We start from the raw sequence: 19,862 nt of genomic DNA, 5'->3' as shown, positions 1-19,862 counted from the left end.
TTGCGCCCGTCGGAACGAGTACAGGTAATGGCGGAATCGCTGTACGTCGGTGTCGACCGGAGCGACGACTCCTGGGTTGCTGTCGCGTTCACTGGCGACGGCTTCGACCACGCGTCTGTGTTCGACAGCATCGGTGCGTGCTGGTCAGCCTACGACGAGCGCGCACGCCGGATTCTGGTCGGGGTGCCGATTGGACTCGTCGAGTCCGGCGAGCCGGAACGCCGGTGTGACGAACTCGCCCGGTCAGTCCTCGGTGCCCGCAGTCCGGCTATCCACACACCGCCGGTACGGGAAGCGACGCGAAAACAGCGCTACTCGACGGCCAATCGCGTCCACAAGCGCAAGACCGGGCACGACCTCTCCGAGCGAGCGTTCGAACGCAGCGACAGCCTCGCCCGGGTCGACGAACTCCTGCAGGAACTCCCCGAGGCCGCCGCCGCTATCCGGGCGTCCCACCCAGAAGTCTGTTTCCGGGCCTTTGCCGGTGAGCCGCTTCGCTACTCGAAGCACACTGCTGGGGGATACGCCGAGCGAATGCGGATACTCGCACATTACGACCGTGACGCTGCCCCGACAGTCCAGAAGGCCGCCGAAGCGACTGGCGGCACGGCAGTGGCCATCGACGACGTGCTGGACGCGGTCGTCCTCGCGTACACGGCCGTCCCGGGTGACGGAGAGCTACACACGCTTCCACCCGAACCGCCGCGAGACGCGGCGGGACTGCTGATGGAGGTCGTTTATCGGGCGGCGTCGCCACTGCTCACGTAGTGGCGTGTCCCGGCGAGTACCGTCGCTCGCCGTGAGTTATGTGCGTGCCAGCGAACTGTCGTGTACGCTATGGTACACCGCGACCGCTGACAAGTGATTATAGTGCTAGACTGTAGACAGAAGCCGTCTTACAGTCGCGTGAGGTTGGTCGCACGCGGACCCTTGTCCGCCTGCTCGATGTCGAACTCGACTTCCTGCCCCTCTTCGAGGTCAGGGCCGCCGACGTCTTCCATGTGGAAGAAGACGTCTTCGTCCGCATCGTCGGTTTCGATGAAGCCGTAACCACCAGTGTCGTTGAAGAAGTCGACAGTGCCTTCCGCCATTGTTAGAGCCGTGTGACGTTGTTGGCGCGCGGACCCTTGTCCGCCTGCTCGATGTCAAATTCGAGCTCTTGTCCTTCCTCGAGGTCCGGGCCGCCGATGTCTTCCATGTGGAAGAAGACGTCTTCGTCCGCGTCCTCAGTGTCGATGAAACCGTAACCGCCAGTGTCGTTGAAGAAATCAACCGTTCCTTTCGCCATTGCAACCAAAGAGATGCCAGCACCACGGATAACAGTGTCGGTACGATGCTCTGGTGGGAAACAGAGATATCCGGTCGCAGTCTTGCGATTATGGAGTGTGTAATACTGTCATGCCACATACGCCGACTGATTTCCTGCTGGCTGTAGAGGCTGCGGTGTCGCGTTCGGTCTTACTAGCTCACTAACCGAATGGAATTAGCCATTCGAGCACAAGCCGTAACTATGTTCCGTGGTGTCCGGGCCCGCCTTGCGCCGTGGCTGCTCGCCGGCTTCGGTCTCGCTCTCACAGGGGTGGCCGTCGTCTGGCACCTCGGTATCGAGACACAGCGAATCGGACAGATCGGCGGCCCCGCACTCGCCCTGGGCCTTGACGGGCTATTGCCGCTGGTGCTGGTGTATGGCAGCTATCGCCTCGTCTCGTCGTCGACACCGGGTGAGCAGATCTGGACCGTTTTCGTCTGGAGTGTCGTTAGCAGTCTCGCAGTCGGGACTGTCATCGGCTTGAGCGTTTTCATCCGCATGATAGAGGGCCGAACAATCGCCGAACCGGTGTTCGTCACCCTGTTGGCGATAGAGACGGGCGCTATCATGGGCCTCGTCGCAGGTGCGCTCGCGGTTCGAGCCCGGGAGGATGCCCGCCGTGCGACCCGCACCAGCAACACGCTATCGTTCGTTAACGACCTGTTTCGACACGATATCGCGAACGGGCTGGTCGTTATCGACGGCCGGGCGACAATCATCCAGCGTAACGCTGACTCCAAGGTCGTACAGACGGCAGCGGACGCGATTTACGAGCAGGTAACTGAACTCGACAGCCTGGTTAACAATGCTGGTGCTATCGCGGAAACGCTTGGTACCGACCCGTCCTTCGAACCGACTGACATCGTAGAGATCGCCGAGACGGTGATACAGCGCATCGAGCAAACACACACCATCGCTATTGACCTTCAGGCTCCGGACAGCGCAGTGGTCTGCGCCAACGAAGCCGCCCGCCCGGTTCTCCGGAATCTCCTGGAAAACGCCGTCGAACACGGGACGCCGGCAGCCGAACTCTCCGCAGAGGGGACCGCTATGGACGGGGCAGCGCTGCAGGACGAGCCACAGCGGGCGGAGACGGCCCAGCAGACTGGCAGCGGACACAATCACCCGTCGGTGTTCGTCGCGATCCGCGAAGCCGACGATGTCGTCGAGATCCACGTTGTCGATGACGGGCCAGGGATTCCCCGCGACCAGCGAGACAGCGTTTTCGATCCGCGGGTGGGCGACACGCACGGCGGCGGACTCCATCTCGTCGAGACGCTCGTTACGAGCTTTGGCGGCGACATCTACCTCGCCGACGCCGCCAATAGAGCCGTCCTCGACACCGATCTCGACGGCGCGCATTTCATCGTCGAACTCCCGCGGGCATGACACCCATCCGCACGACCGACGTTTCTTGATTGTGGGCGGCACAGTGAGGCGTATGTTCTCCCGCTTGCGCGCACAGGGCCCGACTGTGCTCATCCCGCTCGCGTGGCTGCTTGTGGGGTTGGCACATCTTGATGTGGTCACCGACCGAACAGTTCTAGTCTTTCACGTCGTCGCCGCCGTCCTCATCGCTGCTTTTGCCGCCCTCTCGTGGGACGAGATGGTGACTGGCGTCCTCCGGATCTGGCGCGACATTCTCCTCGTCGGGCTCTTACTCACTGTCGGTGGTATCGTCGGCTTGCTCCACTCTCCGCTTCGGGTCCCGTTCCTGACGACGACACTGCTGGGGTGGATGGTCGTTCCGGGCGTCGGCCTCTACTACACCGGGAAGCGGGTTCCGGCAGGCCAGCGGATGTACATGGCCGGCGCAGTGCTGAGTATTCTCGGTGCGGCGGTCTATGCCGCCGCGTTGTTCCCGGCGGCGGAAACTGCACTGCTCGCCGGCATTGGGCTCGCGCTGGTCGGCCAGACGGTCGGCATCGTTCAGGCAGTTCGCCAGCCCGACGACTCGTCAGGCTAGGGCTGCGTCGAGCTTCTCGACTGGATGCGGCGGTTCGCCGTCACTCTCGTCCCAGTCGTCCAGTTGCGTGCGACAGGACGCACCGGGCGCGACGACGGTGTCGCCGCGACTATTGCCTATCTGGTCGAACAGGATGGAGCCGATAGCTTTGCTCATCGAGAAGTGCTCGGTCTCGTAGCCGAAGGAGCCGGCCATGCCACAGCAGCCCGAATCCAGCGGGTCGACGTCGTAGCCGGCCCGCCGGAGGACGCCGACGGCGTGGTGGTCCTTCTTCGTCGCCTTCTGGTGACAGTGGCCGTGGTAGGTCAGCGTCTCGCGGCCGGCATCCCAGTCAGCGCTCTCGTCCAGCCGGAAGGTGTCGAGGTACTCACAGACGCCGTAGGCGTTGGCCGCAAGCGTCTCTACGTCTTCACCGGAAAGCAGGTCCAGATAGTCCGACTGGAACATCACGGCGTCGCTTGGTTCGACCAGCACCACGTCCCAGCCTTCCTCGACTGCGGGAACGAGTGCGTCGACGTTATCTCGCGCAGTCGCCCGGGACTGGTCGAGAAATCCCTTCGAGTGGGCCGGTCGCCCGCTGTCGGTTCGATTGGCGAGTCGAACGTGGACGCCCGCGGCTTCGAGCACGCGTACGGCGGCTTTCCCGACTTCGGGGTGGCTGTAGTTCGTGTACGTGTCGGGGAACAGCAACGCTTGCCGCTCGGCGTCCTCGGCCGGGACTTGCGGACCGCGTTCGTCGAACCAGTCCCGTAGCGTCGTCCGCTGGAAGCTCGGCAGTGTGCGGTCCGGGGCAATGCCGACCGCCTTCTCCAGCACCGTTCGAGCGCCCGGAACTTTGGTTGCGAGGTTCGACAGCGGCGCGAAGGTGCTCCCGAGACCGGCCAGCGCGTCGACGTTGGCGAACACCTTGTCCCGCAGGCTGGAGCCGTGTTCCTGGTGGTACGCGTGGGTCACTTCGGCCTTGAGCTTCGCCATGTCGACCTCGCTCGGGCAGTCCTTCGCACATCCCTTGCAGCCGATACAGAGGTCGAGCACCTCGTGCATGAACTCCTCATCGGTGGGATCGTCCGGCAGGTCGCCGCTCATCGCTTGCCGGAGCATGTTCGCCCGGCCGCGGGTCGTCGTCATCTCCTCCTCGGATGCGCGGTAGGTCGGGCACATCACGCCGCCGGTGGTCTCCTGCGGGCCACGACAGCCGCCACAGCCGTGGCAGAGCTCGACCATCCCCTGCATCCCGTTATCGTTGTCCCACTCCAGCGCGGGGTCGAAGCCGGCGTCAAACTCGTACTCAGGGTCGAATCGGAGATTTTCGGTCATGTCGACTGTGCGCGCCCGCTCGGGCATTGAACCGGACTCGACCGCGGCGCTGTCGACGCCGACGACCTGCCCGGGGTTGAGCAGCCAGTCGGGGTCGAACGCCGATTTGAGTTTCTGGAACGTCTCCCAGAGACCCGCCCCGTAGAGTTTCTCGTTCCATTGCGTGCGGGCGCGGCCGTCGCCGTGTTCGCCCGAGACGCTCCCGCCGTATTTGACGACGAGGTCGGTCACCGCGTCGGCGATAGACTCCATCGTCTCGACGCCCTCGACCGTCTTGGTGTTGATAAGCGGGCGGATGTGGAGCACGCCGGGGCCGGCGTGGGCGTAGAAGGAGGCGAAGGTGTCGTGCTCCTCCAGAATCTTTTGGAAGTCAGCGACGTACTCCGGGAGGTTCGCCGGCGGGATGGCGGTGTCTTCGATGAACGAGCCGTGTTTCTCGTCGGTCGTCCGCGAGAGCAGGATGGGGAGGCCGGATTTACGCATCTTCCAGAACTTCTCGCGTTTCGCCTCGTCGTGGGCCTCCATAGCGTCGAAGGCCCGAATCGGCGCGTCAACGACGGTCCGCCCCTCTGTCGGTTCGGCGACCGAATCGACGCCCTCGGTTCGGTCCGCCAGCAGGTCGGCGACCTTCCGCCGGCCGCTCTCCTCGTCGTCGGCGTAGAACTCCACGATGAGGACCGCCCGGGTCCCGTCGGGCAACATGCCAACCACGTCCTCGAACTCGGCGGTGTCCCGTGCCAGGTCGATGAGCACGTCGTCGAGCACCTCGACGGCCGCCGGGTCGTGTTCGAGGATGTCCGCGATATCCTCCATCGCCTCGATGAGCCCCTCGTAGGCGAGCAGGGCCATCGACTTGGTCTCGGGAATCGGCTCCAGGGACACCTCGGCCTCGGTGACGATGGCCAGCGTCCCCTCGCTGCCGGCCAGCAGCGACGCGACGTTGATGGTCCCGTCCTGCGCATCCTCCAGAACCCAGTCGAGATTGTACCCCGAGACGTTGCGCTTCAGGTCCGGGTAGTGACTCTCGATTTCCTCGCCCTCTTCGGTGAGTATCCGCTCGATTTCGGCGTAGATTCGCTCTTCGAGGTCACCGTCGGGGTCCGCCCAGTCGCGCAGTTCCTCACGAGTGATCTCACCGAAGGTGGTGACGGTGCCGTCCGCGAGAACGACCTCGCATTCCTCGATGTAGGCGTCCGTCTTGCCGTACTGCAGGGAGTGGGCCCCAGTGGAGTTGTTCCCGATAGCGCCACCGAGGACGCTCTTGTCACCCCACGCGGGGTCCGGCGCGAACTTCAGCCCGTGCTCGGCCAGTTCGCCGTTCAAGTCACCGAGCTTGATGCCTGGCTGGGCCCGCGCTCGCCGGTCGGACGGCCGGGCTTCGACGAGGTCGTTCATGTACCGCGAGAAATCCAGCACGACGGCTTCGTTGACGGTCTGGCCGGCGAGACTTGTCCCACCACCGCGGGGTAGGACCGGTATCTCACGCTGGGCGCAGTAGGACATGACGACCGCCACGTCCTCGGTCGACCGCGGGTAGACGACGCCGATTGGTAGTACCTCATAGAGGCTGGCGTCGGTCGCATACAACTGCCGCGAGTACTCGTCGAACCGGACCTCGCCGTCGATGCGCGCTTGCAGGTCGTCGACGAGCCCCGACCGGGCGACGCTGTCGTTCTGATAGTCGTAGTTCGATACCTCGTCGGCCGACGGGTCTGTTCGGGTGCCGGAATCGGTTGCCATGGTGTGTTTCGTGTCCAGTCGCCCGGCCACCGACGGACCGGGCACTCGGCGGTTATCTATGGCTGTTCTAGCTGTACGCCTGTCAAAACAGTTCCGCTACGGTATCCCATCACGCACTTTCGATCCGGCTGTCTGCCGTCCGGCGTCCCGCGTTCGACTGTCCGACCGTGATAGCACGTGTTACGCAACTGTTACTATCTGTACTAGCGTATATACGGTGATTATGACACACAGCAACGACCCGTTCGAGACGATGCTCCGACTCTTCGCCCAGACGCGACAGACAATGCTGGAGGACAGTCCGAGCCGCTTGATGGACACCAGTTCGCGCCGCCGGATGGACGACAGTCCGGTGCCCCGCGCCGACCGACCAGCCACGGCTGCACGCCGAGACCGCCACCACAGCCACGGCATCGACACGAACCTCCACGTCGACGAGACCGACGACGGATACGCCGTGATGGTCGACCTCCCGGGCTTCGAGCGAGACGAACTCGTCGTTCGCTTCGTGGACGGCGTCCTCAGCATTCAGGGTGAAACCGCGGTCACAGAGGACACCGATGGCGGCGCTCGCCGACACAGCCGCCGGGTTGCCGAACACGTCACCGTTCCCGAGCCGGTCGTGGACGAGGACATCACCGCCACCTACCACAACGGGGTCCTCGAAATAACGCTGCCGCGCGCGGACGACGCTGATGATTCGCGTCGAATCGATATCGAATAGGGTTCGCAGCCGTCTTTTATCAGGCTATTAATCTGTTATCATCAGCTGCTTACTTCCGGTATAAACGTCCTTATCCTCTCTATAGTCTCGTAGCGCCGCCGTCGACTGTACGTCGTGAGGCCGTAACATGTCCGAAGCGACCTGGGACGTTCAGGACGGCGCTATCGTCGAGCGGCCGCGAAACGTCCGGAAACACCCGCTGTTGCACCGAATCTACGAGCGACACGACGCCCTGATCGCCGAGCAGCTTCCGGTCGGCCGAACCCTCGAAATCGCGTTCGGCCAGCATATGCACCCCCGGGCCGATGTCGGACTCGAAGGCTGGCCGTCCAATGTCGACACCGTTCCCCAGCCGGCGCTGGCCGGCGACGCCCGGGCGCTCCCGTTCGCCGACAACTCCTTCGCTGCCGTCGTCGGTCGCCGGTTCCTCCATCACGTTCCGCCCGCGGACCGCCCCGAAATCCTTCAGGAAACCGCTCGTGTGCTCCGCCCCGGCGGCCGCGTGGTCCTGTTGGAAGGAACGCCGGGGCTGTACCGGAAACTCACCAAGGATGCCGCGTTCCGACTGGGCCTGCTGGAGGAAGACACAGATATCTACGGCCACCTCTCGGCGGACGCCGTCATCGACCTCGTCTCCGGCCCGTTCGACGTCGTCGAGAAACAGACGCTCGGCTCGCCGCTGATGCTCGCGAGTATCTCCGAGTCGGACGCGTCGGCGCGGCTCCTCGACTTCTACGAACGGACGCAGTTCGTCAAATGGTGGACGTTCGTGGTGGGCGAGCGTCCCGAGTCTGTGGCCTGACTACAGGTCGACAATCACGCGTAGTTCGCTGTCGGTTATCGTCCCGATGGCGTCGGCCGCGACCTCGATGTCGTCCTCGTCGGCGTCACCGAACCCGAGTCCCTGCACCCAAGCCTCGGTGAGGTCCGGGTCCGGTTCGACGTACGCGACCTGTTCTTTCGGGTCAACTTCTGTCACAATGCCGATCTGTTCTCCCTGAGCGTCCATGAGGAACTTCCCCTCGTCTTCTGTCGATAATACTGCCATTCCGACTGACACCACTGACTGTACCAAGTAATAAACGTCGGTCACGCCGACGCCGACCCCCGATGTTTCTGTCGCCTGCCGTCGACTTGCATCCACTCTCGCTCGCTAGTACCGCGAGAAGTTCTCGTCGGGATAGACCCCATCGTCCGCGATATCCACCACGTCCAGCGTCGCCAGCCGGCTGAGGCGGTCTGCCGCGTCACTCTCGTCGATGTCCAGTTCCACCGCCCGCGCCAGCACGCGGTCGCGGCTGGGCACGGACTCGATGAAGCCGTCGCTGTCTGTCTCCGTCTCCTCCGCGATGATGGCTTTCAGGATAGCCCCATGTTCCCGCTTCGACGGCGTGGTGCCGTCGCCGGTCCAGTCCACGCTCAGCGTCCCGTCTTCGTTGACGTGCGAGACGACGAACCCGTCCGGCAACGTTTCCGTGACCGCCGCCACCAGCGCTGCCCGGTCGAGTCGCGCCTCGAACCGAAACCGCTTGCCGTCTTTGGACTGGCCGAGACTCCCAACGTTCGTGCCCGCTTCTGCTATCGCCGCCGAAACCGCGTCAGCAAGCTGGTCCTGTACCGATGCCGCCACGGCGTCCCGCTCTGCACTGAGGTCTGCAAGTTCGGCTGTCAAACTCTCGTGGCGCTCCATCTGCTCGTGTGCTGGTTCTGCTGTCATACCCATGCACTCGTCGCCACGGAATTACCTGTTCCGGCGATTGTGTCGAACTGCCCGGGGCAATGCAGGATCGCCGCCTAATCGCTCGCTGTCGCGGTCCCGCGAGCGAACTCGCGAATCGGCCAGATACCAATCGTCGGCGTCGTACACTCGGTCAACTGGAGGTGGTCTGATGCCCTAATTCTCGGCCGCAGACGCCGATTCAGGTGGCAGTTCCCGCCGATTCTGCGCCACAGCGGCGTCAACAGGTCCTGACTCCGACCGACCCACCCGTCCGACCGGATGTGGTCCAGAAACCGAAACTCTCCGTCGGGCCGGAGCACTCGGGCTATCTCTGCGAGCATCGGATCGATAGTCGACACTGAACAGCACACCCCACACTCAACAACGTAGTCGAAGGTATTGTCATTGTACGGCAACGTTTCGCCGCGGCCACTGACCAGTGCCATTTCGACCGTGCTGTCCGCGATTTTCTCCGCTGCTCGCTGCCACATCCCCGGGTCCGGCTCGACAGCATGAAATGATGCCGTCGCCTCGGCCTCTGACTCGTAGTACGGCAGCATCGGCCCGGTTCCGGGGCCGATTTCGAGAACCGCCCCGTCCAGTCCAGCCGCCAGATACTCTCGATGCTCCGGGACCTGACACCGCTCGAAGTACCACTGTATGGGGTCGTAGAGTGCCGCAACGACTGGATGGAACTGAATATCGCCCCTGGCCATGACCTTGTTTCGTCACTGATTCCACTGTAGAAATATGTTCGGGTCACTCTTCCTCATCCACTGACGTGTGGACGGGGTCACAGAGAATCCACGGCCTGTGACAAGCGAAACGAGTAACGGTCTCACCGGGCGGTATCGGTGGGACCGCCGACTCTTCTACCCACTTTTGCTGCCGAGTGGTTCGCTTCTAGCGAATGTGAAAAGGTGGCGTGTCGGGTCTTGGAGCGCTAACCCCGTCTAGAAACGCTCACTCCGCTCTTCTGGCCTCGTCCAATCGGCTTGGGAGTGTTTTCACTGTTCACTTTGTTCGCGGGAAAATGCCGCCTCCCGGATTTGAACCGGGGACAGCTCGATCTTCAGTCGAGTGCTCTCCCAGTCTGAGCTAAGGCGGCGTGCACTCCAAGCGATGGCGAGGGTAGAAAAAAGCATTTCGAAAGCAAGCGCAGGTTCTGTGGGACCTGCCGGCGAACTCGACTGCCGGTTACGGGAGAAATAGGTCCGCGCTATCGAACGTCTCGCCGCAGTCGTCGCATTCGTACTCAGTGCCATTGGTCGTCGAAACGTGCCCGTTGCAGGCCGGACACGTCGAACCATCTATCATGCCACGCAGTACCACCACTCCGGATATATGGGTTACGGGCGACTATCAATCGAGATAGAAGCCCTGATCTCTGGGGTTGGACTCGCCGCTCACGAGTGGCCGCGATAGAATTTATCGATCCGGGCGTCCTTGCGAGCGAAGCGAACGAGGGCTCGGGAGAGTACTCTCCCGGCGGATTCGAACCGAAGCCAGACGTACTCACTGCGTTGCGCGCGACTGGCAGGAATCGAATCCGCTGTTCCACACAGACACCGCTGGCTCCTCGTTACACTCGTCGCAGCCGGTGTCAGAAGTGGGTCCGGGCGGATTCGAACCACCGGCCTCGGCCTTGTAAAGGCCACGTCATAACCAACTAGACCACGGACCCGTATCCCACCGTTTTCCATCGGCAGGAATAACGCTTTCTCTCTCGGTCGACAGTGGGCACCGACAGTATTACCCACGGCCTGCCCCTCACACGGGGTATGCAGCGCCCCGCTGTGATTGTCCTCGGACTCGTCGGCCTGCTTGTCGCCGCTGCTGTGGTCCTCCAGACCGGGCTCTGGGTCGAGGTGCTCGGGACCGGCGAGTACGAGGAGGGAACAGTGACGGTCCGGGAGGGGTCGGAGGAAGCGGCGACGACTGCGACACAGCCCGAGACGGATGCTTCGACGCCGGGAACGACCGTCGCGGTGCGTGAAAAAGAGGCGGGGGAACCGCTTGGCACGGTAGAAGTTCGCATCGCACAAACGTTCAATCAGCGGTACGTCGGACTGAGCGAGACGGAGTCGCTGGGGCCCAACGAAGGGATGCTGTTCGTCCACGAGGAGGAAGGCCAGCACACCTACGTCATGCGGAACATGTCGTTTCCACTCGACATCATCTTCATCGACGCCAACGGCACCATCACCACTATTCACCACGCGCCGCTCCCACCAGAGGGGACCAGCGAAAGTAACCTGACGGGCTACGAGGGGCAGGGCAAGTACGTCCTCGAAGTGAACCGCGGGTGGACCAACCGGACCGGCGTCGAGGTCGGTGACCGGGTCGAACTGCCGCCCGAAGCCACGTAGCCCGACGGCCTTTTGCGGGTTCAGCCCCTGAATTCGATAATGGATTTCGACGCGGGTTCGGACGACGACGTGTTCGAGGACGCCAGAGATCGCGTCGACCGGCCGATGCTCCGACTGTTCACCGGCTACGGTCGGGGCCAGTGGATAGCGTTCGTCGTCGGCCTGTTCAGTTCTATCGTGGCTCGGATGCTGGACCTGCTGCCGCCGCTCCTCTTAGCGCTGGCTATCGACGCCGTCATTCAGCAGCAAACCGCCTACAGTCTCTTTCTGGTGCCCGACAGCCTCCTCCCTGGCGAGCAAGGGGCACAGTTGTGGCTTACGGCGGGCATTATCGCCGCGTCCTTTGGCCTCGGGGCCGTCTTCCACTGGAGTCGCAACTGGGGCTGGAACAAGTTCGCCCAGCACGTCCAGCACGCCCTGCGGACGGACACCTACGAGACGATGCAACGGCTGAACATGGACTTCTTCGCCGACAAGCAGACCGGCGAAATGATGTCCGTTCTGTCGAACGACGTGAACCGGCTGGAGAAATTCCTCAACGACGGCCTGAACTCCGCCTCGCGGATGATTATCATGGTCGTCGGCATCGCCGCGTATCTGTTCTACATGAACTGGCAACTGGCGCTCGTGGCCCTCCTGCCGGTGCCACTCATCGCCGTGTTCACCAAGCGGTTCATCGAAACGATCCAGCCGAAATACGCCGAAGTGCGGTCGACCGTCGGGAAACTCAACTCCAGGCTCGAAAACAATCTCAGCGGCATCCAGATAATCAAGACGGCAAACACCGAACCGTACGAGGCCGACCGGGTCGAAGACACCTCTGAGGACTACCTCGACGCTAACTGGGACGCAATCGAGACGCGCATCACTTTCTTCCCTGGGCTCAGGCTGGTGTCCGGGCTGGGGTTCGTGGCGACGTTCGTCGTCGGCGGTCTCATGGTCGTCGGCCAGCCGCCGGGGCCGCTGACGGCGAGTCTCTCGCCCGGGCAGTTCGTCGCCTTCATCATCTACACCCAGCGCTTCGTCTGGCCGATGGCGCAGTTCGGGCAGATCATCAACATGTACCAAAGGGCCTACGCCTCCGCCGAGCGCGTGTTCGGGCTGATGGACACCCCTGGCCGCCTCGAAGAGGCCGAGGACGCACCACCACTTGCCGTGACCGAGGGGCGAGTCGAGTACGACGACGTGTCGTTCTCCTACGACAGCGACGACGATCCGGTGCTCTCAGATATCTCCTTCGAGGCCGACGGCGGCGAGACGGTCGCCCTCGTCGGCCCGACCGGCGCGGGGAAATCCACCGTGTTGAAGCTCCTGCTCCGAATGTACGACGTAGACGCCGGCGCGGTCCGCATCGACGGCCAGAACGTCCGGGACGTCCAGATCCAGAGCATCAGGCGAGCTATCGGCTACGTCAGCCAGGAGACGTTCCTCTTCTATGGTACCGTCCGCGAGAACATCGCCTACGGGACGTTCGACGCCACCGACGAGGAGATCGTCGCCGCTGCGGAGGCTGCCGAAGCTGACCAGTTCGTCCGCAATCTTCCGGACGGTTACGACACGATGGTCGGCGAACGGGGCGTCAAACTCTCGGGCGGCCAGCGCCAGCGCATCGCCATCGCGCGGGCGATCCTGAAAGACCCGGAGGTCCTCATCCTCGACGAGGCGACCAGCGACGTGGACACGGAGACGGAGATGCTCATCCAGCGGTCGCTCGACGACCTGACCGCCGACCGGACCACATTCGCCATCGCGCACCGCCTCTCGACGGTGAAAGACGCAGACACGATTCTCGTCGTCGAGGACGGCCGCATCGTCGAACGGGGGTCCCACGACGAACTGCTTTCCGCCGATGGCCTCTACGCCAACCTCTGGGCGGTTCAGGCCGGCGAGATCGATGAGCTCCCAGCGGAGTTCGTCGAGCGGGCGATCCAGCGACGGGCGCGGACAGATGCTGATGACTGACGCCGTGAGAACGCAATGTTCGAACCGTCAGTTAGTAGCAGTTGCCGACGACTGACTCGGCGAGGATACTATGTCCAAGCCGTCAGAAATCAGCACCTGTCGACGATTGACCCGGCGAAAACATCGACTGTTGGTCGACCGAGTACAAATGATTATTACGCGTTGTGTTGTACTGCTATCACATGGCAACCACGTACCTCGTTAGCACGGCACTGATGGGGGTGCTGGTGATAGCGGTAGTCACATGGATGGTCCGCGGGCACGGCTGGTATCAGTACAGCCCGCGGGCGTCGACGAGCAGCCAGTCTCCGGCGAGCGACCGCGAGAGCCGGTTCGAGGCGTACGCTGACCAGCCACTGGTCTGGGTCGCCGGGTTCGCGGTGCTGGCCGTCGGCCTCCTGATCGGCGTCGTCGCGTCTATCTCCGGCCCCGTCGAGACGCAGGCGACAGCGGGGCTTGTGGTCGCCGTGGTCGGTGGGGCGGGCCTCTGTGGCTACCTGCTGTTTGGCGTCTACCTGTCGGCGACGCGCCGCGGCCACCCCCGCTCGCTGGCCGTCGCGGAATCCGCAACCGTCGCCGGCGTGCTCTTTCTCATCGCCATTGGCTTCCAGTTGGTGGCTTGATTTTCAGGCTGCTTTGCTACTCACAGTATCGAGTACGCCGCTGCGCCGGTCAGCGCGAGCGCGGCGACGGTGCCGCCCAGTACGAGGTACGTGACGGCGCGGGGTTCCCAGCGGAGGTGCTGGTAGTAGGCGGCGACGCCGACGGCCTTGATGACCGACAGCACCATGATGAGCCCGAAGGCGGCCCAGTAGGCGCTGTCGACGAGGCCGGCGAACTCGACGACGGCCTGTGCGGTTGCGAACACGAACAACACGACGTATATGACGGTGTAGCCTTTCCAGTCCATTGTTCTAGAGGATGTAGAAGAGGGGGAACAGGAACAGCCAGACGATGTCGACGAAGTGCCAGTACAGGCCGAAGTACTCGATGGCTCTGTCGTCGCCCTGGTAGGCCCCGTTCCAGGCCCTGACGGTCATGTACGCACAGATGATGAGCCCGATGATGACGTGAGCCCCGTGCAGCCCAGTCGTCAGGTAGAACGTCGACGACGCGATGTTCGTCGAGAGGTTCCAGCCGTTCGGGAACGTCTCTGTGCTGATGTGGAACAGGTGGTTCCACTCGATTCCCTTGTTGATGAGGAAGCCGACGCCGAGCGCAAACGTCCCGACCAGCGCCGCGACGGTCCCCCGTTTGCTCTCCCGTTCGGCGGCGACCATCGCCAGCACGACGAGGAAACTCGACGTGAGCAACAGGTACGTGTTGATGAGGCCGGGCATCGTCACGTGCTCGGCGGGGATGAGGTCGTGGTGCCAGGCCGTCCAGCCGTACGCCACTCTGACGAAGGCATACGAGCCGATGAACGCCCCGAACAGGACGATGTCGCTGGCGAGGAACGTCCACATCCCGAGTTTCATCTTCTCGACCTCGGAGAAGGGCCATCGCTCGGCGATGGCCATCTCCGGCGCGTGGAACGGCTCGCGGGTCATCCCGACGAGCGAGCCGAACATCGTTAGGCTGCCGACAGCCGCTATCGACAGGTAGAACACGCTTCCCGTTCGCACGCCCGAGAGCCCGAGGAAGGCGATGAACCCGCCGAGGCTGACGAGGAACGGCCAGAAACTGGCGTGGCTGGCGTGGTCCTCGCCGCCGACTTCGTGGGCCGTCTCCATCGCGGTGGCTGTCACCGCAGTTCTCGCCGTTACTGCACCGCCGTCCGTCGCGGTGCCGCCGTCGGTCGCTGCGTGGCCGTGGGCTGCGGCCCCGGGCGTACGTTCGGTCCGCTCGGCCACCGTCTCGTCGTCGAGGAACTCCAGTTTGCCGGTGGCGTAGCTCGGCACGCCGGGGAAGTTCTCCAGCGACGGCGGCGAGGAGACGGCCCACTCGGCGGAGGTGGCGTACTCCCAGGGGTTTGGGCCGACGTCTTCACCGCGCCAGAGGCTCACGAAGAGATTGTAGAACATGAGGAGGAAGCTCGCACCGAGAATGAACCCGCCGACGGTCGCCATCGAGTGCCAGATCTGCAGGCCGTCGGGGTAGACGAACACTCGCCGCGGCGTCTCCCAGGCGATGAACATCGGGAAGTACAGCAGATTGAATCCGAGGAAGTAGACGCCGAACTGTATCTTCCCCAGCGTCTCGTTGTACATCTTCCCCGTTATCTTGGGATACCAGTAGTAGAGGCCGCCAAAGAGGGCTGTCGCGCCCGCGACCATCACGTAGTGGAAGTGGGCGACGACCCAGTAGGTCCCGCGGAACTGGTAGTCGAGCACGATTGCGCCGAGGAACACGCCGGTGATGCCGCCGATGATGAACAGGATGAGCGCGCCCAGCGAGAACAGGAACGGCGTGGTAAACCGGACTCGCCCCTTCGCCATCGTGTAGATGAGTGAGAACACCATCAGGTCGAAGGGCAGCGATATCCCGATGGTCGTCGCCATGAAGATGGTCTTGATGGGGAGGTTGATGCCGGTCAGGAACATGTGGTGCATCCAGACGACGAAGCTCTGGAGCGCCACCAGCACCATCGAGATGATGAACCACTTACGGCCGACCAGCCGCCGGCCGGTGAAGGTCTGGAAGCACTCGGCCATCACGCCCAACGCGGGGAAGAAGACGATGTACACCTCCGGATGGCCGAAGAACCAGAACAGATGGGCCCACAACAGCGATGCACCCGGATTGTCCGCGTCGGTCGCCATCGTCGTCCCGTCGATTGAGTACTGGAAGTAGGTCGTCCCGAGGATGTGGTCGGAGGCGAGTATCATCAGCGCCGCGAGCAGGGCCGCGAACGCGAACAGCATCATCCAGACGGTGAGGTTGATCGACAGCGAGAAGATGGGGATATCCCGCATCCGGAGCCCTTCGGCGCGCATGCGATACATCGTCGTCAGGAAGTTCACCGACCCCAGCGTCACGGCGGCGGTGAACATGATGAGCGCCAGGACGACCGAAGTCGCGCCAAGTCCCTCGCCGGGGATGTACGCCGGCGTGTTCAGCGGGGCGTACATCGTCCACCCGCCCGCGAAGGTGGTCCCCTGGAAGAAAGAGACGCCCATCAGGATACCCGAGAACAGGTACAGCCAGTACGACAGGGCGTTCAGCCGCGGGAAGGCGAGGTCGTCCGCGCCGATCTGCAGCGGGACGAGGTAGTTCGCGAAGCCGAAGGCAAACGGCGAGATGAACCAGAACACCATCAGCAGGCCGTGGGTCGACACCGCCTGATTGTATCCCATCGACCCCAGCAGGTCAGCGCCTGGGGAGATCAGTTCGAGACGGAACAGCAGGGCGAGGACGCCGCCGAAGACGAGGAAAAACAGCGCGGTAATCAGATACAGGACGCCGATGTCCTTGTGATTGGTCGTGAGAAACCACCGGCTGACAGATGATTTGGGCGGTAGCCCGTGTTCGTGTTCCTGGCTCATGCCGGGACACCTCCGAGGGCAGTCGCCTCAGGCGCGATTCGCTTGTCCGTCTCGTTGCCGCTCGCCGCTGTCCCGTTCGTCTCCGCATACCACTCCTCGTACTCGTCCTGTGGCATCACAACCACATCCGTCGTCATCAGCGAATGGCCGCTGCCACACAGCTCGTAGCACTTGGCGGCGTAGGTCCCCGTTTCGTTGGCCGTGAACCAGGCCGACGTGTATTGGCCCGGGACGGCGTCGGTCTTGACCCGTAACTCCGGGATGCCGAAGTTGTGGAACACGTCCGTCGCGGTCACCTGTAATCTGACCACCCGGTCCTGTGGCACGTAGAGCGTGTTGGTCGTGTGCCCGTTCGGGTAGATGAAGTCCCAGCCGAAGCGGTAGCCCTCGACGTCGATCTCCAGTGCCTCCTCCTGTGCCGGATCGGGCCCCTCCTCGATGTACAGCAGTTGCGAGTACGTCCAGGCGATGAGCGAGACGACGATGATAGCGCTGATGCTGAACGAGTAGAACACCTTCCGCCCGCCCGAACCGCCGGTCGGCATCTCGCCCATCTGCGGCCGCTCAACCTTGTCGGCGTACGGGTCCGTTCCGCCGCCGTCGTCGCGATACTTGAGCGCGTGGTACATCGTGTAGGCCACGACGACAACCCCGACGGCCGTCCCCAGAAGCAGGAACACCTCGAATATCTGGTCGAACACCGCACTGGGTGCGCGCACGTCGCCGCCATGCAAGGGGAACACAGCCGCGGTATATACTACCATGGGTTCCGCCATTATCTTCATGATTCTTCCCACCCTGTAATAGGTATTGGGGACGGATTTATGACATATATACTTCGGGACCCAAACGTGTGCGGGAAGTTTTTTATTTATTGGTATGTTACGGCACACCATGGAAGACACGTCACCCGGCGTCGAGGACCCGCCGGTCAACGACGACGGCCTCACAGAGGTCGAAGAGTTCGATAGCTTGGCTGGGATTCTCGCTGATGGCGTCGTCGGTGCCGCCGGCGGTTTGGTCGGGACGGCGATGATGTCGGTCGTCTTCCTCATCGCGCAGTCGCTGGGCGCGTTCAGCCTCGACGACTTCGCCATCCTCACCGAACTCGTGGGTCTGACCGGCTACGTCCCCGAGGTACTGTTTGGATTCTTCATCTTCCTCGGTGGCGGGATGTTCCCGTGGCCGCTGCTGTTCGCCTCACTGAAGGCGTACCTCCCGGGCCAGTCGGACCACATCAGCGGGGCCTTCTTCGGCGCCGCGATGTGGACCGGGTTCGTGTTGGCCTTCTACACCGGCCAGTCCGGACTGGCGCTTGTGCTGTACGCGGTGCTGACGCTCGTGGCTCACGTCGTCTACGGGATCGGCCTCGGCGCGGTGTTTCACTACTTCTCGACGCGGCCGGATTCAATCGTCTGAGACGGCTTATCGCCGTGTTCTATTGAGAGAACGGCGTCGCGACTCCCGCCGTATCGGGTCCGATTACGATGTGATACTGATGGATAAAAAGCCGCTGGACGACGCACGGGCTAAGCGCTGTTCACGGGGTGTGGCGCGCTCCGCTCGGAAACTCAGGCTTCCGCTTCCGCGTCGGCGTCCGCCTCTGTGTCCGCCCCGTCTTCGCCCTCGAACTCTTCGAGCGTGCTGCGGAGTTGTGGAATCGTCGCTGTGAGGTCACCGACCTGCTCACGGGCGTCGTCGACGTCGTCGATGAGGTCCGCGATGGTCTCGATTTCCTCAGCGAGGTCATCGGCGTCCTCGAAAGCGTCGGCGCGCTCACCCATCGTGTACCACTTTTTCGCGTCGCGGAGGTGGTCTTCGGCGTCGCCCACGTCGAGTGCCGTCTTGAGCGAGTTCAGCACGCCAAGCGTGTTGTCGGCCTCCACGTCCCAGACTGAATCGGCTTCGGGGAGCGCGTCGCGGGCCTTCGAGAGCGATTCCTCGACATCGGTTCGCATCTCGTTTGCCGCCTCGCCGAACAGTTCGTCGTCGTCCAGACTTGACTGACTCATACAGAACAATTGGTGTGGTGAGGGATTAAAAGCCCGCCTGAAAGTGAAAGTGAAACCGCAGGACGCGACCGCCCGGCCAATCCTGAAACCGAAAAGCCGTTGTGATTACTTGGTCCGGATATCCGAGCGCACCTCTGGAATCGGGTCCATGTCGGCGTCGATGTCTCCCAGCACAAGCATCGCGTAGTACCGCAGGAACGTCGTCAGCGGCACCTGAATCAGCGCGCTGAGGACGAGGAAAACCAGCCCGCCCAGTAGGCCGAGAACGCCGGCCAAGGCGATCCCGATAGTGTTCTGCAGGGCAAGATACAGCGCAAACGCACCGAGTCCGACCGGAATCGCGACGACGATGAACGCGATAATCCTGAGAATCGCACCGACGATACCGACACCGATCTGGAGGACGATAGAGAAAAACAGGTAGGCGAGGTACTGTTTCGGCTGGCTTTTGATGGAGCCCCAAAGCCGCGCCCAACCGGAGAGAACGCCGTCATTATCTGCCGTCATCAGCGGGACGACAAACACCGTCGTGAAGCCGAAGACGATCCCGTAGCTGATCGCAAACACTGCGAACACGGCGATGACCAGCCCTGAGAGCGCGAGAATGCTTGATGCCCCGACGTTCGCGGCTTCTCCACCGAGCGCCAGGAAGAACACGGCCGCACCGATTACGAGTGCGATGCCGAGCCAGATAACGCCAAGCGCAAGCCGGAAGAGGAACAGCCGTATCCCGTTCCCGACGTGCTCGTTGAAATACTGCCGGACGTGAATCTCCCTGTCGATAAGCGCCTGCGTCAACACGAACTCCATGAAGTTGCTCAGGATGCCATACGCGAGTGCGAGCAGAATCAAAAGGCCGACAACGGCGAGCACGAGGAGCCCGGCCCCAGCGAGTAGCTCGTCCGGCGCGCCGGACGGGACACCGGGCCCTGAGACTTGCAAGGCGAGGTTCCCCGGCAGGGACGCCACGCTTTCGAGTGGCGCAGCAAGCTGGAAGTCGCTCCCCGGGCCGCCGGGGCCGCTCGGTCCACCGTTCCCGCCGAAATCACCGAGGTTGCTGAACGACTGGACGTTGTTCAGTCCGACACCGCCACCACCGATGAAGAACACGACGAACGCCATCCGGAGCCACGTCCATTTCTCGAACGGGAACAGAAACGACTTGGTCGCGTCGATTGCATCGTCGATATCGTCGACTGCGTGGAGGGCCATGTCGGAAGTCTCACAGCCCCCTCTGGTAAAATTTTCGGGGCTGTGC

General features: G+C 62.9%; 20 protein-coding genes and 2 tRNA genes. 9 read left to right on the top strand and 13 right to left on the bottom strand.

The window, feature by feature from the left end; translation table 11 throughout:
- Nucleotides 1-27 precede the first annotated feature (27 nt).
- The gene (locus C437_RS02980; protein WP_004515392.1) at nucleotides 28-768 is read left to right on the top strand and encodes a DUF429 domain-containing protein; all 741 of its coding nucleotides are present in this window, start codon (nucleotides 28-30) and stop codon (nucleotides 766-768) included.
- Nucleotides 769-896: 128 nt separating this feature from the next.
- Here C437_RS02980 and C437_RS02975 read toward each other — a convergent pair whose 3' ends face one another.
- Both C437_RS02975 and C437_RS02970 read right to left on the bottom strand, forming a co-directional pair.
- The gene (locus C437_RS02975; protein ID WP_004515391.1) at nucleotides 897-1,091 is read right to left on the bottom strand and encodes a cold-shock protein; all 195 of its coding nucleotides are present in this window, start codon (nucleotides 1,089-1,091) and stop codon (nucleotides 897-899) included.
- Between the two features lie 2 nt (nucleotides 1,092-1,093).
- Nucleotides 1,094-1,288 (bottom strand): cold-shock protein, encoded by a 195-nt coding sequence (locus tag C437_RS02970; protein ID WP_004515390.1) that lies wholly within the window; start codon nucleotides 1,286-1,288, stop codon nucleotides 1,094-1,096.
- Between the two features lie 222 nt (nucleotides 1,289-1,510).
- Here C437_RS02970 and C437_RS02965 point away from each other — a divergent pair, with 222 nt between their 5' ends.
- Nucleotides 1,511-2,698 carry an ATP-binding protein gene (locus C437_RS02965; protein WP_004515389.1) on the top strand — a complete coding sequence of 396 codons (1,188 nt, stop codon included), beginning with the start codon at nucleotides 1,511-1,513 and terminating at the stop codon, nucleotides 2,696-2,698.
- Between the two features lie 52 nt (nucleotides 2,699-2,750).
- Nucleotides 2,751-3,275 (top strand): hypothetical protein, encoded by a 525-nt coding sequence (locus C437_RS02960; protein ID WP_004515388.1) that lies wholly within the window; start codon nucleotides 2,751-2,753, stop codon nucleotides 3,273-3,275.
- Here the strand turns inward: C437_RS02960 and C437_RS02955 are convergent.
- On the bottom strand, nucleotides 3,267-6,332 hold the full coding sequence (locus C437_RS02955; RefSeq protein ID WP_004515387.1) for an FAD-binding and (Fe-S)-binding domain-containing protein: 3,066 nt from the start codon (nucleotides 6,330-6,332) through the stop codon (nucleotides 3,267-3,269). The two genes, C437_RS02960 and C437_RS02955, sit on opposite strands and share 9 nt — an antisense overlap.
- Before the next feature lie 223 nt (nucleotides 6,333-6,555).
- Between C437_RS02955 and C437_RS02950 the strand changes: the two genes are divergently transcribed.
- Together C437_RS02950 and C437_RS02945 are read left to right on the top strand one after the other, a co-directional pair.
- A complete protein-coding gene (locus C437_RS02950; RefSeq protein ID WP_004515386.1) occupies nucleotides 6,556-7,056 on the top strand; it encodes an Hsp20/alpha crystallin family protein in 501 nt (166 codons plus the stop codon).
- 127 nt (nucleotides 7,057-7,183) lie between these two features.
- Nucleotides 7,184-7,858 (top strand): class I SAM-dependent methyltransferase, encoded by a 675-nt coding sequence (locus tag C437_RS02945; RefSeq protein WP_004515385.1) that lies wholly within the window; start codon nucleotides 7,184-7,186, stop codon nucleotides 7,856-7,858.
- On the opposite strand, the gene C437_RS02940 is transcribed toward C437_RS02945, so the two are convergent.
- The 5 genes from C437_RS02940 to C437_RS02920 all read right to left on the bottom strand — a co-directional run bounded on the left by C437_RS02940 (nucleotide 7,859) and on the right by C437_RS02920 (nucleotide 10,460).
- Nucleotides 7,859-8,104, bottom strand: a complete 246-nt coding sequence (locus C437_RS02940; protein ID WP_004515384.1) for a hypothetical protein — start codon at nucleotides 8,102-8,104, stop codon at nucleotides 7,859-7,861.
- A 105-nt stretch (nucleotides 8,105-8,209) separates the two neighbouring features.
- Nucleotides 8,210-8,779 (bottom strand): hypothetical protein, encoded by a 570-nt coding sequence (locus C437_RS02935; protein WP_004515383.1) that lies wholly within the window; start codon nucleotides 8,777-8,779, stop codon nucleotides 8,210-8,212.
- Between the two features lie 71 nt (nucleotides 8,780-8,850).
- Nucleotides 8,851-9,492, bottom strand: a complete 642-nt coding sequence (locus tag C437_RS02930) for a class I SAM-dependent methyltransferase (protein WP_004515382.1) — start codon at nucleotides 9,490-9,492, stop codon at nucleotides 8,851-8,853.
- Nucleotides 9,493-9,810: 318 nt separating this feature from the next.
- Nucleotides 9,811-9,884, bottom strand: a tRNA-Phe gene (locus C437_RS02925).
- Between the two features lie 502 nt (nucleotides 9,885-10,386).
- Nucleotides 10,387-10,460, bottom strand: a tRNA-Val gene (locus C437_RS02920).
- A gap of 97 nt (nucleotides 10,461-10,557) precedes the next feature.
- On the opposite strand from C437_RS02920, the gene C437_RS02915 reads away from it, so the two are divergent.
- The 3 genes from C437_RS02915 to C437_RS02905 all read left to right on the top strand — a co-directional run bounded on the left by C437_RS02915 (nucleotide 10,558) and on the right by C437_RS02905 (nucleotide 13,730).
- A complete protein-coding gene (locus tag C437_RS02915; RefSeq protein WP_004515380.1) occupies nucleotides 10,558-11,145 on the top strand; it encodes a DUF192 domain-containing protein in 588 nt (195 codons plus the stop codon).
- Between the two features lie 39 nt (nucleotides 11,146-11,184).
- Nucleotides 11,185-13,107: an ABC transporter ATP-binding protein gene (locus tag C437_RS02910; protein ID WP_004515379.1), complete on the top strand. Its 1,923-nt coding sequence runs from the start codon at nucleotides 11,185-11,187 to the stop codon at nucleotides 13,105-13,107.
- A gap of 182 nt (nucleotides 13,108-13,289) precedes the next feature.
- Nucleotides 13,290-13,730: a hypothetical protein gene (locus C437_RS02905; RefSeq protein WP_004515378.1), complete on the top strand. Its 441-nt coding sequence runs from the start codon at nucleotides 13,290-13,292 to the stop codon at nucleotides 13,728-13,730.
- 20 nt (nucleotides 13,731-13,750) lie between these two features.
- On the opposite strand, the gene C437_RS02900 is transcribed toward C437_RS02905, so the two are convergent.
- From C437_RS02900 to coxB, 3 genes are read right to left on the bottom strand one after another with little or no spacing between them, the layout of a single operon-like run.
- Entirely contained in the window at nucleotides 13,751-14,017 is a 267-nt protein-coding gene (locus C437_RS02900) for a cytochrome C oxidase subunit IV family protein (protein ID WP_004515377.1), read from the bottom strand.
- A 4-nt stretch (nucleotides 14,018-14,021) separates the two neighbouring features.
- Nucleotides 14,022-16,592, bottom strand: a complete 2,571-nt coding sequence (locus tag C437_RS02895; RefSeq protein WP_004515376.1) for a cbb3-type cytochrome c oxidase subunit I — start codon at nucleotides 16,590-16,592, stop codon at nucleotides 14,022-14,024.
- The gene (coxB, locus tag C437_RS02890; protein WP_241431625.1) at nucleotides 16,589-17,356 is read right to left on the bottom strand and encodes a cytochrome c oxidase subunit II; all 768 of its coding nucleotides are present in this window, start codon (nucleotides 17,354-17,356) and stop codon (nucleotides 16,589-16,591) included. Before coxB ends, C437_RS02895 begins: the two co-directional genes overlap by 4 nt.
- A 130-nt stretch (nucleotides 17,357-17,486) precedes the next feature.
- On the opposite strand from coxB, the gene C437_RS02885 reads away from it, so the two are divergent.
- On the top strand, nucleotides 17,487-18,011 hold the full coding sequence (locus C437_RS02885; protein WP_004515374.1) for a DUF6789 family protein: 525 nt from the start codon (nucleotides 17,487-17,489) through the stop codon (nucleotides 18,009-18,011).
- A 152-nt stretch (nucleotides 18,012-18,163) separates the two neighbouring features.
- Here C437_RS02885 and C437_RS02880 read toward each other — a convergent pair whose 3' ends face one another.
- Nucleotides 18,164-18,604: a DUF5790 family protein gene (locus C437_RS02880; protein WP_004515373.1), complete on the bottom strand. Its 441-nt coding sequence runs from the start codon at nucleotides 18,602-18,604 to the stop codon at nucleotides 18,164-18,166.
- A 105-nt stretch (nucleotides 18,605-18,709) separates the two neighbouring features.
- On the bottom strand, nucleotides 18,710-19,816 hold the full coding sequence (locus tag C437_RS02875) for a DUF7544 domain-containing protein (protein WP_004515372.1): 1,107 nt from the start codon (nucleotides 19,814-19,816) through the stop codon (nucleotides 18,710-18,712).
- Nucleotides 19,817-19,862: the final 46 nt, after the last annotated feature.

The sequence above is a fragment of the Haloarcula vallismortis ATCC 29715 genome (assembly GCF_000337775.1).
GTDB lineage: Archaea > Halobacteriota > Halobacteria > Halobacteriales > Haloarculaceae > Haloarcula > Haloarcula vallismortis.
The sequence above is the reverse complement of the archived record's forward strand: the minus strand, read 5'-3'. Positions and strand labels throughout refer to the sequence as shown.